Genomic DNA, 16,434 nt, shown 5'->3' on the forward strand with positions numbered 1-16,434 from the left:
GCTTTTTTGTCTTGTAATATTTTACAACTAATGCTATATTAAAACCGACGGTCGGTATCTTTTTGGGAGGCATTATGACTAGGAAAATAGATAAAAAGCAACGGGTCGAAGAAATTATTAATGCAGCAGTAGATGAATTTGTTGAAAAGGGTTACGAAAATGCTTCTATGGAGTCTATTGCCGTTCGTGCAGGTATTAGCAAGGGGGGCGTGTATCATCACTTCAAAAGTAAACGGGAAGTTTTATTTGCTGCCAATCAACGGTTATCTGAACCAATATATGAGTTTATAACTGAAGCTCAAAAATCTCATAGTCCTGCAGCGGCATTGCGGGAATATGTTGAGAAGTACATTTTTTACTGGAATTCTCACAGGCGCGAGCTGACTTTCTTCTTATTATCGATGACGACAGCATTAAGTTCGCCGGAAGTATGGCCTATGTATGCGGAATATACTGTGGATATGATTGATTTTCTGGAAGGGTTGTATAAGCGGGCAATTAGCTTAGGAGAAATGCTTCCTCATGATACGAGAAGCAGCGCAGTTACATTAATGGCAGCGCTAGACGGAATTATAAGCTACTCAATTATGATTCCGGCTTGGGAGCCACAAGAAATAACGGCTTTATTCAATGAACGGTTTATAAAGTGTGTATCTAAAACTTGAGATTAGTAGGGCGTACAAAAGCATATGGAGGAAAGCATGCTAGGAAAATGGTTGTCCGGGATTATGAGTGTTGATTTGCCTCAGCCTCGTTCAGCAGCAGCCGCGGTTGAACTTTTAGCGGTGTATAAAACCTATGTGACAGGGGCTGGCGAGTTTGCAGCGCTAAAAGGTATAGACCTGCAGGTGGCGGGCGGTGAATTTGTCGCAGTGGTGGGCAAATCAGGCAGCGGTAAATCTACTCTTATTAATATGATTACAGGCATTGACCGGCCTACCGGCGGCGAAGTGTGGGTCGCAGGAACGCCGGTACATACACTGACTGAAAACCAGATTGCCGTTTGGCGGGGACGGACGGTTGGGGTTGTATTTCAATTCTTTCAGTTACTCCCTACCTTGACTGTTCTAGAAAATGTTATGTTGCCAATGGATTTTTGCAACGTGTATGACAGGCTGGATAGACCCAGGCAGGCTCTTAAACTGCTGGACTTGGTAGGCGTCAGTGAACAGGCGCATAAGCTGCCTGCAAATTTATCGGGGGGACAGCAGCAGCGGGTGGCTATTGCCCGGTCTTTGGCAAATGATCCGCCGCTGTTAGTAGCTGACGAACCGACAGGTAATCTTGATAGCAAGACGGCTACCGTCGTCATTGACTTATTTAAAGAGCTGGCCGCCCAGGGAAAAACTATTTTGATGGTAACACATGACAACGATTTAGCCAACCGAAGCGGCCGGATTGTGACAGTCTATGACGGACAAATTATGATGCCGGGGGCGGAGCGTGGCGGTAATGATTAACTATGCGCTAATCTCACCGCGCTGGCGCAAGGTTTTGGCCGATTTATGGGGGAACAAGCTGCGGACTTTACTTGTCGTGCTGTCAATCACAGTCGGAGTGTTTGCGGTAGGGATGGTCTATAGTTCTTATCTGATGTTTGAAAGAGATTTGGCTCTAAGCTGGAAGTCGGCAGCGCCAGCCAGCGCCAGTGTGTACGCTGATCCGTTCGACCCGGAACTAGTTGACAGTATTCGCAGTTTGCGCGGTGTTAAAGAGGCCGAGGGGCGGCGTAATGCTGACCTCAGGGTGCGTACTGCCAGCGGCGAATGGCGGCAAATGTTTTTGACAGCCATTCCCGACTATAATAAACAAAAAGTAAACATTGTTAAAAGTGAAAGTGGTGCATGGCCGCCCAGTGATGGCGACGTTTTGCTGGAACGATCTTCACTGGCTGAACTTGGAGTGACGAGAGGCGGCAGTATTCAAGTGGAAACATCTGCTGGTCGCAAACGCACGCTTAAGGTTACCGGCGTAGTGTATGATTCCAGCCAAATTCCCAGCTTATTTAGCGGCCGTTCTTATGGCTATATCAATATGGATACCCTGGAGAAACTGGATGAAGAGCGGCGTCTTGACCAAGTAAATTTTGTTGTTGAGCCATGGGTGTTGCAGGGCAAGGAGACTGCGCCAATTGAGGCTATAGGCCGCCGGGCCTGGAGTAAACTGGAACAGGGCAATACGACTGTGTTCTGGCTGCAAGTAAATAAACCTGGGGAGCATCCGCTGCAGAGTGTAATTAATGCACTTATTATGCTGCTAACAGTTCTTGGCGTGCTGTCACTGCTGTTGGGCACTTTTCTGTTAGTTAATACAGTATCAGCCATACTGACACAACAGGTTCGCCAGGTAGGTATTATGAAGGCCATTGGGGCACGACGTAATCAGATTTTGCGCATGTATCTAATTTTAGTAGGCGCATATGGCGTGCTAGCCCTTGCTGTTGCTGCTCCGCTCGGGGCGCTGGCGGCCAGCGTTGTGACAAGTTTTATGGCTCAGGTATTTAACTTCAACTCTGGCGGCTTGGAATTGCCGGCGAAAGTAGTCATGTTAGAGGCAGCAGCGGCCATTGTTGTGCCTATCCTTGCGGCCATCTGGCCTGTATGGCGTGGTACGGGAATAACAGTCCGCGAGGCAGTCAGTGATTATGGCCTTGGCAGTGTGGCGGCCAAAGGCCGGTTGGATGTCTGGATAGACAGCCTGCTGGACAGGCTAAAACGTCTGCCCCGGCCTGTCCTACTTTCCCTGAGAAACACCTTTCGCCGCAAATGGCGTCTGGCCCTGACCTTATTGACGCTAACGGTGGCGGGAACGGTATTTATGGCCGTTTTTTCCATTAGGGCGTCGCTGTACTCTACGTTGGATGATGCCCTTGACTATTTTCGCTATGATGTTTCTGTCGGGTTTACTCAGAACTACCGGGCAACACGAATTGAGCACGAAGTTCTTAAAGTGCCTGGTGTCAAGGCTGCTGAGTCGTGGGGATTTTCATCAGGACGGATACTCAGGGATGAGCGGAAACAGTCAGAGGATGATGCCAGTAAAAATGTATTTATTCTGGCGCCGCCGGTAAACACCACTATGATTCAGTCCAAGATTATTGAAGGACGCTGGCTGGTGGACGGGGATGAGAGTGCCTTGGTCGTTAATACCGAGGCCTTGAAGGAGAGTCCCCAGCTCACGGTAGGCAGTCCGGCAGTCATTAAGGTAGGTTCCCGCAAGCTGCGGTTTACAGTAGTTGGTATTGCTAAAAGTACATTGACAGGGCCTATTGTTTATGCCCCTTATCCCTGGTTTACAGGAGCTATCCAGGAGGCGGGCGGAGCCAGGTCTGTTCAGATTGTTGCTCAATCGGCCGATCCGAAGGAACAAACCAATTTAGGCCGAAAGCTTGAAGAGCATTTAAAGAAAAACAATCTGCGCGTTCAGAATGTTGATATTACCTGGGAACAGAAACAGCGCATCAGGTCACAGTTTGATATATTGACAGTCTTTTTATTGCTTATGGCGGTATTATTGGCTGTCGTTGGCGCTCTGGGTCTCATGGGTACTATGGGGATAAATGTGCTGGAACGAACACGCGAGATTGGGATAATGCGAGCGATTGGCGCATCCGGTGTGGCTATTGGCAAGGTTTTTGTTGTTGAGGCGTTATGCATTGGCATATTGAGCTGGCTGTTAGGGGTTATTTTGGCTCTACCGGTAGCAGCATTGCTTAGCTATCAGGTAGGTGTGCTGTTTCTGCAGAGTCCGCTGGCGTTTTCGTTTAGTTTCCTTGGAGTGGGGATCTGGCTTGCTCTTTCGACCCTGCTGGCGGTATTGGCCAGTTTGCTGCCGGCGTGGAACGCTGCCAGGTTGAGTGTGCGAGAGGTATTAAGCTATGAGTGATCGTTTTAGACCAGTCGAAACACGGGTATCATGTGGAGAGTCCCCTGCACATAAGATAAAGCGGAAGCGAGGAGAGGAAAGCTAATGAGAACCAAGGGATATGCGCTGGTGGCCGTTATTGTTGTGGTGCTGCTCGCGGGCGGGTGGTGGCTCTATAACGGACGTCAGGGGGAGAAAAAGGATATAGAGCCTGTTAAGGCAGACAATCGGGTATTGTCAGAGGGAATTATCTTTCCGGTGCGTTATGCGCAGATGGTTATGCCGGTAGACGGGACGATCGGTGAGGTTTTGGTCCAGGAAGGTGATACAGTAAAAGCAGGTCAGCCTCTGATCAGGCTGGTGCGGCAAGATTACCAGGCGCGTGTTGGCAGTACCAGCGCCGATATCAGTCGAGCTGCTGCTGCTGTGGAACAGGCAAGAATCAATCTGGCCGATGCCGTGCGTGAACTGGAACGGCAAAAACGCCTGGAAACAGCCGGGGCTACCTCTAGGCAACAGGTTGAGCAGGCTAAAACGGCAGCAGACAGAAATCAGGCAGCGTTAGCACAGACTCAGGCAGAGCTAAAGACCCAGGAAGCACGGTTAGTCGAGGCTGAAGGGCTGCTTGATAAAACAGAGCTCAAAGCGGCCATTAGCGGCACTGTGGCGTTCCTGGATGTTAAGGTAGGCGAGCATGCTAGTATCGGTACAGTTTTAGTAAGAATCGCTGATCAAAGCGAATGGGAGATTCGCAGCGATGATTTGACTGAACTTACTATTGCTAAGGTAAAGAAAGGTGATCAGGTAGCCTTAACCTTTGATGGCATACCAGGTTTGGATTTATCAGGAAAAGTGAAATCGATCAGAGCCTATGGCGAAAAAAAGCGGGGCGACATTACTTATACCGTCACTATCGCACCTGAGCGCTGGGACGAGAGACTGCGCTGGAATATGACAGCCCAGCTTGCCATTACGCCGTCAGGCCTGTAGTGGCGCTTAACGGAAGCCTCCGCGGAAACATATTCGTGTTCCTAACAGTTTTCTATATAGTGAGTACTGTAAAGAGAGACTTAGCTTCAGGTAGGGTTTAACCCCATCAGAAGTTTAGTCGAACTTATCCAGGGACTTAGTCGCTCTAACTCCCGCTTTCAGGAGCGGCGTCTTAGAGCGACTTGGCCATCAGATAAAGACTATAGCTGGAGGATAAAAATGGAGATAGTAACACTAAATCAGGAGAATCTGGCAAAAGAGCATGTATGCTGTGCCATTGCCGATAAGAAAACGGCAAACGGTGTCACTCTTAAGAAAGCGTGGCTGCATGATCGGTTTTCTGAGGGTTTGTTTTTTAAAAAAGCCAACGTTAGAGGGAAGGTTTTTATTGAATATTTACCGGCGGAAAACGCTTGGGTACCGATTGAGGCGGCAGGCTATATGTTCATTAACTGTTTCTGGGTAGCAGGCAGCTATAAAGGTCAGGGCTATGGGGCCAGACTGTTGGAAGAATGTATGAATGATTCGATGGGAAAAAATGGCATAGCGGTAATAACCAGTCATAAAAAGAAACCATACCTGTCTGATAAAAGCTACCTGTTGCAAAAAGGCTTTGAGGTTTGCGATACTGCGCCTCCCTATTTCGAACTGCTTGTTAAGAGATTCAATGAGGCCGCCCCTCTGCCTAAATTCAGAGATACCGCTAAAGCCGTAACTATCGACGATAAAGAAGGTTTAGTGGTGTTATATACCGATCAATGTCCCTTTATTGATTTTTATATCACTGCTGAGCTCGATGAAATAGAGAAACAATATAATATTCAAGTAAAAAAGGTAAAAATCCAAAGCCGGGACCAAGCCCAAAACGCGCCTGCTGCTTTTACAACATATAGTGCCTTCTATAATGGCAATTTTCTCACTCACGAGATATTGACTAAGAGTAAATTCGCGAAATTATGGGAGAAAATATAAATAAAATGTACATAGAAATTGACGAAACCCCTAGTGCATTAGCTGCTAGGGGTTTTTCTTAGTGCCTCTATAGAGATGTGTCAGCGGCAACCAAAGCCTGCTTTGCTGGCGTAGGGGGAGGATTATAGCCTTTGTCACCATAAGGCTGTAGGATGTTTAGCCATTTATCTTCCAGTTCTGAAACAGCTTTGCGCCAGGAATCTTTTGATATTTTATCTGCATTAATGCTTTCAAGGACCTCGAAAGTAAAAGCGTCAGAACCGTACAGATTCCAGTCCTCCTGCAGCGCTTTGTTGCGATGGGATTTAAAGTTTAATTGAAAGCGGTGGCTATTAAAGTTTCCTGGTAAGTTCATGCCGCTGCCGACGTAAATCTTTCCGGTTACGTTATTCTTGATCTGATAAGCACCCATAGGGCGAGGTGTTTCTTTATAGGCTAACTTTAGTTCCTTACGTTTATCCATTTTTTTCAGCTCCTTTTTAAGGTAAAATCCAGTATGAACTGCCGTCCTGAGTTCGATCCATGAAGCCGTATTCGATTAAATAACGGCGCAACAACACGTAGTCATTGTAGAATGGTTTTAAAATCCCGTTTACTTCTTTTTCGGTATAGGTTTTTGATGGTTCAAATTGTTTAACGAGATGCCTTAAAATAGCGACTCGCTTTTTTTCCTTAAGAGGAAACGAGTCAAGAGGGCCGTCGAGTCCTTGCGAGAAGCAGGCAGCTAATATCTCTTCGTTTTCTTGCTCGGTAATAGCAAATCTATCATCTATATTTCTGGAGTTACGTGGAATATTGATAAAGGTATTCTTTTTGGGGACTTGTTCTCCCAGTAGTTCCATAATGGCTAAAAACACTTTGGCTTGTTTTTGTTTTTCTCTTAGTGTGAAGCGATGATTACGAATGGTTGAGGTACTGCTGGTACCAAGCGCCTTTGCTACCTCGTTATCACTATTGCCTTGGTAAAAAAGTTCAAGAATGGTTTTTTGGTGGTCTGTCAGACCAGTCAACTTTTTATCAAGGTTCAGGAGGAAGTGGAAGGTGGAATGGTGGCATTGTTCAATATGAACCTGTATATATTTTTTAGCCTCATATAGTTGAGTACCATGCGGATAAATGATGCCATTAATGAAACTTTTTCCGCAAATGAGGCAGGTGAACTCATCACTACTCTGTTGATGGATGTAACCCTGCTTTATTTCATGCAGTGATGCCTGCCAAAACAGTTCAGATATATCATTCATTATAAACACCTCGTTATATTGTTTGCTGCCTACGTAGATATTATAAGCGAACGTCTAAAATAATTCAAGACGTTATTGATAAATGTCTATAATTAACATAGACGGCAAATGGTTTTGTCTCGTAAAGGGATAGAATAAGGCAGAGATCGAAAACTGCCTTGTTAATGCACGAGATTGACTCAAGAGAACCGTCCCCGTGAGTCACCTATGAGTCAGGGTGTTTTTTCCTTTTCAAAAGAATTTCTAAAATTGTGGGTTCATAATACAAATATAGCTTCTGCTATGAAATGTAAAAATGAGAGGATGGTTAAATAGTATGAACAGAAATAAAAAATGGTTGCTTGCAGTAGGTGTTGCTGCTATGATTACGGCTAATGGAATTGCTATGGCTGCTGTTACTCCAGCACAGCTGGATGGATCGAATGGTAAACAACATGCTGCGTTTGACAAAGGTGATTTTAAAGGAAAAGGTTTTAAAGAAGATTACAGTAAATTGATTGAACTGCTGAAAATAGATGAAAAAACGTTTAAAGCCGAAATGAAAGAAGGAAAAACGTTAGTCGCTATTGCTAAGGAACATGGCGTTTCCGAAAAAGCCCTTAAAGATTTCTTGGTAAAACAAATGACCCAGCGTATGGACGAAGGGGTCAAGGCCGGCCGTATTACTGCCGACCAGGCGAAAAAAATGAAAGCCGATATGTCCGATCGCGTATCACAAATGATTAACGGTAAAGGGCCAATGCATCATGGTCCACGGGCTGGTCATGCCCCATTTGAAAACGCAAAACTCTTAGAGCTTCTGAAGATTGACGCAGAAACATTAAAAAATGAGATCAAGTCTGAGAAAACATTAGTTGCGATTGCTGGCGAGCATGGTGTGTCTGAACAGGCACTTAAAGATTTCATGGTTGTACAAATGACTGAGCGTATGGAAGAAGGCGTAAAGGCAGGCCGCATTACTGCTGATCAAGCAGAAAAAATGAAAGCCCGCATGGAAGAGCGCGTATCCAAGATGATTAACAGTAAAGGGCCAATGCATCATGGTCCAAGGGCTGGTCATGCCCCCTTTGAAAACGCAAAACTCTTAGAGCTTCTAAAGATTGACGCAGCAACACTGAAAAATGAGATCAAGTCTGATAAAACGTTAGTTGCGATTGCTGGTGAGCATGGCGTGTCTGAACAGGAACTTAAAGATTTCTTGACTGAACAAATGACTCAGCGGATAGAAGAAGGCGTGAAGGCCGGCCGCATTACTGCCGACCAGGCGGAAAAAATGAAATCGAACATGGCAGATCGCGTATCAAAGATGATTAACGGTAAAGGGGCAATGCACAGAGGTCATGGCCCTATGTCCGGACAAGAAAAGCAGGCTAATTCCTAATTAAACCGGCAAAGTATGACCATAGGCTTAAAAGACCGTAATGTAATCCTCTAAAAAATACAAGAAGCACTTGCATCTGCAAGTGCTTCTTGTATTTTTTACCTAGCTGACGTTTTCAAAAGAAAAACTAAAAAATCTACGATAGAATACAAAGATAAAATAACCAGAAACAAACTGTTAGGAGAGTGAATCATGAAAAAGCTAATTCATCGTTTGCTAAATACTGCTTTAAGTCTTGTCACAACGTTTCTAATTATGGCTTCGCCTGTGGCCGCAGTCGTCTACGCGTCCGAGCCCGCAACCGCAATCGAAAGCCTTAGTCTAGATGAATCAACCCCGGCAGCCTATGCCCAAGCACCAATAAGCGATCACAAAGGGTTTGATATCTATGAAGGCAACGATTTACTGCTTTTCACCTTTTCTGCAAAATAGCTGTGAAAAGTCAGGCAGGAAGTTAATTCCGGATGAAAAGCAGTCGCCATCATATTGTTTTGTTCAACAGCAACAATTTTATCATCGACGGTAGCCAGCACTTTTACGCCAGCGCCCACACTTTCAACATAAGGTGCTCTAATAAATACCAGTGGTATTGACGAAGATGATATGTCGGGGATAAGCAGGTTGGTGGTGAAACTGTTTAACTGGCTGCCATAGGCGTTTCTCTGTACAGTAATATCCATAAGACCTAAGTGACAGGTAGCTTCGCCAACAACACTTTTGGCAAGTAGAATCATGCCGGCGCATGTTCCCCATACAGGCATACCTGACCGTATTTTGTCTATGATTATCTCAGTCAGCTTAAATTCGCGCAGCAGCTTTCCCATGGTAGTCGATTCGCCACCAGGCAGGATGAGGCCATCAATGTTCTCCAGATCTGCTGCTTTTTTTACTGTCACTCCAGCTACATCAGGGAGCGAGTTGAGGCAGTTAAGATGTTCCTGCACGGCTCCTTGCAGAGCCAAAACCCCAATTGTCAGCATATTACCACCCTCTGGCGGCTAACCGTTCGGACGGGTCAATTTTATCAATCTCAATGCCTACCATTGGTTCGCCTAAATTCTCGGAGATTCTAGATAACAGTTCAGGATCATTATAGTGGGTGGTAGCCTCAACAATCGCTTTAGCGCGTTTAGCCGGATCGCCTGATTTGAAGATGCCTGAACCGACAAAAACGCCGTCACAACCAAGTTGCATCATCAGAGCAGCGTCAGCCGGGGTTGCAATGCCGCCTGCTGCAAAATTAACAACAGGAAGTTTGCCATGCTCCCATACATACTGAATTAGATCAAAGGGCGCGCCCATCTCTTTGGCAATACTCATGAGTTCTTCCGACGGCGCTGCTTTAACTCGCCGCATATCGGCCGACATTGTCCGCATATGCCGAACAGCTTCGACAACATTGCCGGTACCGGCTTCGCCTTTGGTACGGATCATCGCTGCTCCTTCGCCAATGCGGCGCAGAGCTTCACCCAAGTTACGGGCCCCGCAGACAAAGGGGATTTTGAAATCGCGCTTATTGATGTGGTATAAATCATCGGCCGGGGTTAATACTTCGCTTTCGTCAATATAGTCGATACCGATGGCTTCGAGGATTTGCGCTTCGACAAAATGACCAATGCGGGCCTTGGCCATGACCGGAATAGTAACAGCTGCTTTAATCTCCCGAATCATTTTAGGGTCAGACATCCGGGATACCCCGCCTTCACGACGAATGTCGGCAGGTACTCTCTCTAAAGCCATAACGGCAACAGCGCCGGCTGCTTCGGCGATTTTTGCCTGCTCAGCATTGGTGACGTCCATAATGACGCCGCCTTTTAGCATTTGGGCCAAATTCTTGTTAAGTTCATACCGGTTTTGCATAATTGATATTCCTCCTATTTGCGTAAAAAAAATGATTGCTAAATTTATTGTACCGATACAATTTTACTGTATCGGTAATTAATTTTTGTAATTATAGCAATATGAGAAGTGAAGTTCAATATATACAAGGATTTTTATTGTTTTGTATCGATACAATTATTATGGTGTAGTACTTGATGTTAGGTTGCTTAATCCTCTTTCTTTTGACCCTGACCATTCATCCTATTTATTCATAGGATGTCCAAACTTTAGACAACGATAAAGATTATTTTTTGCAAAAATAATCATATTAAGTCAAAAATTTACAGGAAATAAACCTGGCTGGCGAGAAAATATACAGCAAATACCAAAGGGAGAGGATGCCGTGCAGGGGTGTTTTACTGCGTTTGATTTTGAGACAGCTAATTTGCAAAGCCATAGTGCCTGTCAGTTGGGTGTGGCTGTAGTGGAGAATGGACGAATAGCGCTGGAAAGATCCTGGCTGATCAGGCCACCTACCAAAGTATTTACTTTTTCCTACCTGCATGGCATTACATATTTAATGGTGAAAAACCAACCGACATTTGGTGATCTTTGGCCGGAGGTCCGGCCGTTTTTTGAACAGCAGATTATCGCCGCCCATAATGCCGATTTTGATATAGGTGTGCTGACGGCAACGCTGGCTCACTATGGTCTGTCTATGCCTGAGTTTCATGTTATTGATTCGCTGGCAGTAGCGCGAAGTGCCTGGCCTAAGCTCAGGAATCACAAGTTATCAACTGTTGCTGCACACCTCAATGTGGGGCTTACTCATCATGATGCGGCCAGTGACGCGAAAGCCTGCGCGGAGATCGTCCTGAGGGCCGGACAACAGCATGTGGAAATTAATCGTGTTATAAACAGACTAGTGCCAGAGAGTATAGATCTGTTTGGTGGTGACTATTAATGGATGATAAGCGGCTATATTACGGACACACAAAAGAAGACCCTGTGACCAAAAAGGTGCTACCCAAAACGGACTGGCAGCTGCTGTTGGATCATCTGCTGATAGTGGCGCAACTGGCTGAGGCACGGGCGGCTAAATTCGGTGCAGGAAAATTGGGCCGAGTTGTCGGGCTGGCCCATGACCTCGGCAAGTATTCCGATGAGTTCCAACAGCGTCTGGAGCGCAAGTCTGCCAAAGTGGATCATGCGACAGCCGGGGCGAAAGAGGTGGACGAGCGGTATGGTCCGGTGGTCGGCAGAGCACTGGCCTACGCCGTGGCTGGACATCACGGCGGTCTGCCCGACGGCACCAAAGGGACTGAAAAAAACCTGCCAGGCCGCCTGAAGAAAACGGATATTCCTAATTATCAGGCTTATATACAGGAGCTTGTGTTGCCAAAGCTAGCGGAAACAGATTTGTCAGATATACCCCGCCCTAAAACGAAAAATATGGAGGCCTTCAGCCGGGCTTTTTTCATTCGTATGCTGTTTTCCTGCCTGGTAGATGCCGATTATTTAGATACAGAAAGCTTTATGACGCCAGACAGGGCGGCAGCAAGAGCGGAAACAGTTTCCCTGGCAATTCTGCTAATGCGGCTGAATGTACAACTGGACAAGCTGGGCGAGCGCAGCCGTGAGCAGCCTTCGCCAATCAATGCTGCTCGTCAGGACATTCTGGCCAACTGCGTGGCAATGGCGCAGCAGGCACCTGGTCTCTTTACCCTGACAGTGCCAACAGGTGGGGGTAAGACTTACTCATCTCTGGCCTTTGGCCTTAATCATGCGGTGAAATATGATAAAGACCGCGTGATTTATGTTATACCCTATACTAGTATAATCGAGCAGAATGCTCAGGTCTTCAGGGAAGCATTGGAGGAAGTCGGGGCTGCTGAACCGGTTGTGCTAGAGCATCACAGCAGCTTTGAATATCCAGATATGTCTTTTGAAGACTGGAATCCTGATGAGAAAGCCCACCGCCTGGCCAGCGAGAACTGGGATGCGCCGGTGGTGGTGACAACGGCGGTACAGTTTTTTGAGTCGCTGTTTGCCAACAGAGGCTCCCGTTGCCGCAAACTGCATAATATGGTTAACAGTGTCATTATTCTGGATGAAGCGCAGATGATGCCTGTCGAATTTTTGAAGCCCTGCTTGTGGGCCTTGGCAGAACTGGTGCTTAATTATGGGGCAACGGTAGTGTTGTGTACAGCGACCCAGCCGGCAGTCAAGCCATTGCTCCCAGGTGGGCTTACCTCGATAGAGATTATGCCTAACCCTAAAGAATTGCAGCAGATTTTTAAGCGGGTAACGGTGGAATATGCCGGGGCGATGACTGATGAACAAGTCGCAGCCGCTATGGCGGACAAGCAGCAGGTGCTCACCATCGTCAATACCCGGCGGCATGCGCGTTTGCTGTTTGATAGGCTGCAACAGCAAATACCTGAAGGCAATTATCATCTGTCAGCCCGCATGTGTCCCGCACACCGCAGACAGGTGCTGGATACTATCAGAGAGGCGCTAAAACTAGGCAAGCCGTGCCGGGTGGTGGCGACACAGCTCATTGAGGCTGGTGTGGATGTGGATTTCCCAGTGGTTTATCGTGCAGCGGCGGGTCTGGACTCGATTGCCCAGGCAGCAGGGCGCTGCAACCGGGAAGGGCGGCGACATGAAGGCGGCAGAGTGATCGTGTTTGACCCTGAAAAGCACGGTATGCCAAGCAAGGGACGGTTTCAGGAGGTTGCCAGTATTGCCAAAGAGGCTATGCGTTGGGCTGCCAGGAACAGCGAGGATGTCCAGTCGCCGGAAGCTATCGAATTCTATTTTAGTGAATTTTTTTCCGAAGAAGAAAAGTACTTGGATGCCACGGGTATCATCCAAAGTCTAGACGCAGGCAAAAAGGAACTGGCCTTCCCCTTTACTGAGATTGCTGAGAAATTTCAACTTATTGACAGCGCCACCTTCCCTGTTGTTGTTCCCTGGGATACACGGGCCGAAGAGTTAATGGCTGAAGCCGAGTATCACCCGCTGCCTGCCAGTAGGGCGCGGAGCCTGCAGCCTTATGTGGTGCAGATATATCAGCACGAGCTGGCGGCGCTGGAGAAAACCCGGGCCATCAAACTTGTGGGCGGGATTTTACTGTTTGTAACAGACCGCAGTTTTTATGACGATTGCTTTGGCTTGAAGGATGCCGGGGAGGTGAACGCGCCACAGGGGGTATGGATATTCTAAACGAAAGGAGCTTGACATGGGATATGGAGTGAAGCTTAGGGTGTGGGGAGAGTATGCGTGCTTTACCCGGCCCGAGATGAAGGCCGAGCGGGTGAGTTATGATGTGATGACTCCTTCAGCAGCCAGGGGCATTCTGGAAGCCATTCACTGGAAGCCGGCTCTGGTATGGCGGATTGACCGCATTCATGTATTAAAACCCATCAAATTTGATTCTATTCGTCGTAATGAAGTGGAACATAAAATTTCAGCAAGAAATGTTAAAACAGCTATAACAGGTGGCTCGATTGATCTTCATCAGTATGCGGCAGACGAGCGGCAGCAGCGGGCGGCGCTAGTGTTGCGGGATGTGGAATATGTCATCGAAGCCCATTTTGACCTGACCGATAAGGCTGGAGAGGGGGATAACGTCGGTAAGCACTGCGATATTTTCACGCGACGTGCCAGGACGGGTCAGTGCCATATGCGTCCCTATTTTGGGTGCCGTGAGTTTCCAGTGCACTTTACTTTGCAGGAGGAGGCAGTGCCGGATTCGCCGATTACGGGAGAACAGGATTTGGGCTGGATGTTGTGGGATATTGATTTTGCCAATAACATGGAGCCAATTTTCTTTCGTCCGGTCATGATAAACGGCATTGTCGACACCCGTTTGCCAAAGGGGGACAGACTGTGATTCTACAGGCTTTAGCAGAACATTATCAGCGCCTGGTGGAAGAAGAAAATTCCGGTGTGGCGCCGCCTGGGTACAGTCCGGCCAAAGTGTCGCATGTGGTATTGCTTGATGAGTCGGGCAATCTGGTGGATATTCGGAATATTGCCGTAACGAAAGGGAAAAAACAGCTACCTAAGGTTTTACTCGTGCCACAGCAGGTTAGCCGTACCTCTGGTGTTGTCGCCAATATTTTGTGTGACAGTGTGGCGTATGTTCTGGGAATTGAGCGGAACAAACAGGGAGCAGTGCAAGGTGCTGTTACTAAACAGGCAGAGTTTAAAACAAAAAACTCCGCGTTTCTGGCTGAAATTGAAAATGTGGGCGCACAAGCAGTCAGTCACTTCTTAGACGCATGGAGTCCGGAAGCGGCGCTGGCTCATCCGCTTGTCATGGAAAAGTTGGAAGAACTGCTGGCTGGCAGTAATGTCGTATTCAAACTGGACGGGATACCGGGATATATTCATGAATCTTCGGCTGTTCGCGAGGCCTGGGCCAGCCGAGAAGCGGGGGAAGAGTCCGAAATACAAGGTCAGTGCCTGGTGAGCGGCGATGTATTGCCCCTTGCCCGGATTCATCCACTCATCAAAGGCATTGCCGGTGCTCAGACCAGCGGTGCGGCCGTTGTATCCTTTAATATTGATTCTTTCACTTCCTATGGAAAATCGCAAAGCTACAATGCACCAGTCAGTCAAAAAGCGGCTTTTGCTTATGGTACGGCTCTCAATTATCTCCTTGCCAGTACGACTAACAAGGTACGGATTGCCAATATGGTCATGGTATTTTGGGGTGATCGAAAAGGCAGTAGACAAGAAGAAGCCACGCTTGCCTGGAGTTTGAATCCGGTTGCCGACGACGGAGACGAAGAGGGGGATGAGACCAGCCGGGAAATTGACCGTAGTGCTGCCCGGCAGGCTGAAATTATTCTTAAGAACGTAAAAGCAGGTTTGCCGGTCCACGAACTCGATTTTGACGGGGATACGCGGTGCTATCTGTTAGGGCTGGCTCCTAACGCTGCCCGTTTGTCGGTACGCTTTTGGCAGGTAAGTACTTTTGGTGAGATGATTGGGGAAATTGCGCAGCACTACCGGGATTTGGAAATTGCTGGCATGGAACGTTCTGGCGGCTGGATTGCGCCCTGGCGCTTATTGAAAGCTCTGGCGGTACAGGAAGATACCGGCAATATTCCGCCACTGCTCGAAGGGCAACTGGTAAAAAGCATTGTGTCCGGTCAACCCTATCCCCGGACGTTGTACAACCTGGCGCTCAATCGCTGCCGGACTGGCGGTGAGCATGGCGGAGTGACTATGATCCGGGCGGCGGTGATTAAGGCGTGTTTGCTTAGGCAGTACCGTAGTCAGCACGAATTTGAGAAGGAGGCCATGATTAGCGTGAGTTTAGAGGAAGACAAACCTACAAATACGGCTCGTGAATTAGGACGGTTATTTGCTTTGCTGGAGAAAGTACAAAGAGATGCACAAGGTCAACTTAACGCCAACATCCGGGACAAGTTTTTTGCTTCAGCATCAGCAACTCCTAGAGCGGTGTTCCCCTTATTACTTCGCTTATCACAGTATCATATAAAAAAATCGAAATATGGTAAAAGCATTGATAATAAAATACAAAAAATATCAAGTCGTTTAAATGAGTTTCCGGCATATTTGAATCTGGAAGAACAGGGACAGTTTATCCTGGGATATTATCATCAGCGGGAATTTGGCAATTATGCTAACAATGAAAAAAATCAAGCGGAAGGGAACGGTGAGCAAAATGAGTAATCCCATTGATAAGAGGTATGAATTTGTCCTCTTTTTTGAGGTGGAGAATGGCAACCCTAATGGTGATCCTGATGCTGGCAATATGCCGCGTATTGATCCCGAGACTAGTCAGGGGCTAGTTACTGATGTGTGCCTCAAGCGCAAAGTACGCAATTATATTGATTTAGTGGCCGATGATAAAGACCGGTTTGATGTTTATGTGCGGGAAAACGCCGTGCTTAACTTGGTAAATGAAGAGGCCTATAAAGCACAGGGGCTTAAATCGGAAACCAAGAAGCTACCCAAAGATGCAGATCAAGCCAAATTGATTACCTCCCTTAATAATCAAAAACTTTTCTTCGTTTTTCTCGTGTATTCACAGTATTTCACATTGATAATATAGAGCCTACTCCCCCGGATAGACTGGCTAAGCTGGTCGCTATGTGGTTTTTGGGTACGGCAAACAAACCG

16 protein-coding genes are annotated in these 16,434 nt (G+C 47.1%); 12 read left to right on the top strand and 4 right to left on the bottom strand.

Annotation, left to right across the window (positions count from 1 at the left end):
• Window positions 1-74 precede the first annotated feature (74 nt).
• From VN447_RS10820 to VN447_RS10840, 5 genes are all read left to right on the top strand, one after another.
• A complete protein-coding gene (locus tag VN447_RS10820) occupies window positions 75-665 on the top strand; it encodes a TetR/AcrR family transcriptional regulator (RefSeq protein WP_325525367.1) in 591 nt (196 codons plus the stop codon).
• A gap of 36 nt (window positions 666-701) precedes the next feature.
• Window positions 702-1,460 (top strand): ABC transporter ATP-binding protein, encoded by a 759-nt coding sequence (locus VN447_RS10825; RefSeq protein WP_325525368.1) that lies wholly within the window; start codon window positions 702-704, stop codon window positions 1,458-1,460.
• A complete protein-coding gene (locus VN447_RS10830) occupies window positions 1,453-3,885 on the top strand; it encodes an ABC transporter permease (protein WP_325525380.1) in 2,433 nt (810 codons plus the stop codon). The genes VN447_RS10825 and VN447_RS10830 overlap by 8 nt, the downstream gene beginning before the upstream one ends.
• An 84-nt stretch (window positions 3,886-3,969) precedes the next feature.
• Window positions 3,970-4,854, top strand: a complete 885-nt coding sequence (locus VN447_RS10835) for an efflux RND transporter periplasmic adaptor subunit (protein WP_325525369.1) — start codon at window positions 3,970-3,972, stop codon at window positions 4,852-4,854.
• A 219-nt stretch (window positions 4,855-5,073) separates the two neighbouring features.
• Window positions 5,074-5,826, top strand: coding sequence for a GNAT family N-acetyltransferase (locus VN447_RS10840; RefSeq protein ID WP_325525370.1), 753 nt, complete (start codon window positions 5,074-5,076; stop codon window positions 5,824-5,826).
• 67 nt (window positions 5,827-5,893) lie between these two features.
• Here the strand turns inward: VN447_RS10840 and VN447_RS10845 are convergent, their stop codons facing one another.
• Both VN447_RS10845 and VN447_RS10850 read right to left on the bottom strand, forming a co-directional pair.
• Window positions 5,894-6,289, bottom strand: coding sequence for a GIY-YIG nuclease family protein (locus VN447_RS10845; protein WP_325525371.1), 396 nt, complete (start codon window positions 6,287-6,289; stop codon window positions 5,894-5,896).
• Between the two features lie 16 nt (window positions 6,290-6,305).
• A complete protein-coding gene (locus tag VN447_RS10850; RefSeq protein ID WP_325525372.1) occupies window positions 6,306-7,070 on the bottom strand; it encodes a DUF2087 domain-containing protein in 765 nt (254 codons plus the stop codon).
• A 316-nt stretch (window positions 7,071-7,386) separates the two neighbouring features.
• On the opposite strand from VN447_RS10850, the gene VN447_RS10855 reads away from it, so the two are divergent.
• Both VN447_RS10855 and VN447_RS10860 read left to right on the top strand, forming a co-directional pair.
• Window positions 7,387-8,451, top strand: coding sequence for a hypothetical protein (locus VN447_RS10855; protein WP_325525373.1), 1,065 nt, complete (start codon window positions 7,387-7,389; stop codon window positions 8,449-8,451).
• Window positions 8,452-8,643: 192 nt separating this feature from the next.
• Window positions 8,644-8,883: a hypothetical protein gene (locus VN447_RS10860; protein ID WP_325525374.1), complete on the top strand. Its 240-nt coding sequence runs from the start codon at window positions 8,644-8,646 to the stop codon at window positions 8,881-8,883.
• Here VN447_RS10860 and pdxT read toward each other — a convergent pair.
• Together pdxT and pdxS are read right to left on the bottom strand one after the other, a co-directional pair.
• Window positions 8,838-9,431: a pyridoxal 5'-phosphate synthase glutaminase subunit PdxT gene (pdxT, locus tag VN447_RS10865; protein WP_349255161.1), complete on the bottom strand. Its 594-nt coding sequence runs from the start codon at window positions 9,429-9,431 to the stop codon at window positions 8,838-8,840. The genes VN447_RS10860 and pdxT overlap by 46 nt on opposite strands.
• 1 nt (window position 9,432) lies before the next feature.
• Complete coding sequence (gene pdxS / locus VN447_RS10870) at window positions 9,433-10,314, bottom strand: pyridoxal 5'-phosphate synthase lyase subunit PdxS (protein ID WP_325525382.1); 882 nt, start codon at window positions 10,312-10,314, stop codon at window positions 9,433-9,435.
• 361 nt (window positions 10,315-10,675) lie between these two features.
• Here pdxS and VN447_RS10875 point away from each other — a divergent pair, with 361 nt between their 5' ends.
• The 5 genes from VN447_RS10875 to VN447_RS10895 are packed head-to-tail and all read left to right on the top strand — an operon-like array spanning window position 10,676 to window position 16,366.
• Window positions 10,676-11,236: a 3'-5' exonuclease gene (locus VN447_RS10875; RefSeq protein ID WP_325525375.1), complete on the top strand. Its 561-nt coding sequence runs from the start codon at window positions 10,676-10,678 to the stop codon at window positions 11,234-11,236.
• Window positions 11,236-13,500, top strand: coding sequence for a CRISPR-associated helicase Cas3' (gene cas3 / locus VN447_RS10880; protein ID WP_325525376.1), 2,265 nt, complete (start codon window positions 11,236-11,238; stop codon window positions 13,498-13,500). The genes VN447_RS10875 and cas3 overlap by 1 nt, the downstream gene beginning before the upstream one ends.
• 16 nt (window positions 13,501-13,516) lie before the next feature.
• The gene (gene cas5c / locus VN447_RS10885; protein WP_325525377.1) at window positions 13,517-14,170 is read left to right on the top strand and encodes a type I-C CRISPR-associated protein Cas5c; all 654 of its coding nucleotides are present in this window, start codon (window positions 13,517-13,519) and stop codon (window positions 14,168-14,170) included.
• Complete coding sequence (gene cas8c / locus VN447_RS10890; protein ID WP_325525378.1) at window positions 14,167-15,984, top strand: type I-C CRISPR-associated protein Cas8c/Csd1; 1,818 nt, start codon at window positions 14,167-14,169, stop codon at window positions 15,982-15,984. The genes cas5c and cas8c overlap by 4 nt, the downstream gene beginning before the upstream one ends.
• Window positions 15,977-16,366: a type I CRISPR-associated protein Cas7 gene (locus tag VN447_RS10895; protein ID WP_325525383.1), complete on the top strand. Its 390-nt coding sequence runs from the start codon at window positions 15,977-15,979 to the stop codon at window positions 16,364-16,366. The genes cas8c and VN447_RS10895 overlap by 8 nt, the downstream gene beginning before the upstream one ends.
• Window positions 16,367-16,434: the final 68 nt, after the last annotated feature.

This window comes from Sporomusa sp. (assembly GCF_035561155.1).
GTDB lineage: Bacteria > Bacillota > Negativicutes > Sporomusales > Sporomusaceae > Sporomusa.

Excerpts from the sequence above, each read along its gene's own strand:
- VN447_RS10820 (WP_325525367.1), top strand. The coding sequence starts at position 75 with ATGACTAGGAAAATAGATAAAAAGCAACGGGTCGAAGAAATTATTAAT.
- VN447_RS10825 (WP_325525368.1), top strand. The coding sequence starts at position 702 with ATGCTAGGAAAATGGTTGTCCGGGATTATGAGTGTTGATTTGCCTCAG.
- VN447_RS10830 (WP_325525380.1), top strand. The coding sequence starts at position 1,453 with ATGATTAACTATGCGCTAATCTCACCGCGCTGGCGCAAGGTTTTGGCC.
- VN447_RS10835 (WP_325525369.1), top strand. The coding sequence starts at position 3,970 with ATGAGAACCAAGGGATATGCGCTGGTGGCCGTTATTGTTGTGGTGCTG.
- VN447_RS10840 (WP_325525370.1), top strand. The coding sequence starts at position 5,074 with ATGGAGATAGTAACACTAAATCAGGAGAATCTGGCAAAAGAGCATGTA.
- VN447_RS10845 (WP_325525371.1), bottom strand. The coding sequence starts at position 6,289 with ATGGATAAACGTAAGGAACTAAAGTTAGCCTATAAAGAAACACCTCGC.
- VN447_RS10850 (WP_325525372.1), bottom strand. The coding sequence starts at position 7,070 with ATGAATGATATATCTGAACTGTTTTGGCAGGCATCACTGCATGAAATA.
- VN447_RS10855 (WP_325525373.1), top strand. The coding sequence starts at position 7,387 with ATGAACAGAAATAAAAAATGGTTGCTTGCAGTAGGTGTTGCTGCTATG.
- VN447_RS10860 (WP_325525374.1), top strand. The coding sequence starts at position 8,644 with ATGAAAAAGCTAATTCATCGTTTGCTAAATACTGCTTTAAGTCTTGTC.
- pdxT (WP_349255161.1), bottom strand. The coding sequence starts at position 9,431 with ATGCTGACAATTGGGGTTTTGGCTCTGCAAGGAGCCGTGCAGGAACAT.
- cas3 (WP_325525376.1), top strand. The coding sequence starts at position 11,236 with ATGGATGATAAGCGGCTATATTACGGACACACAAAAGAAGACCCTGTG.
- cas5c (WP_325525377.1), top strand. The coding sequence starts at position 13,517 with ATGGGATATGGAGTGAAGCTTAGGGTGTGGGGAGAGTATGCGTGCTTT.
- VN447_RS10895 (WP_325525383.1), top strand. The coding sequence starts at position 15,977 with ATGAGTAATCCCATTGATAAGAGGTATGAATTTGTCCTCTTTTTTGAG.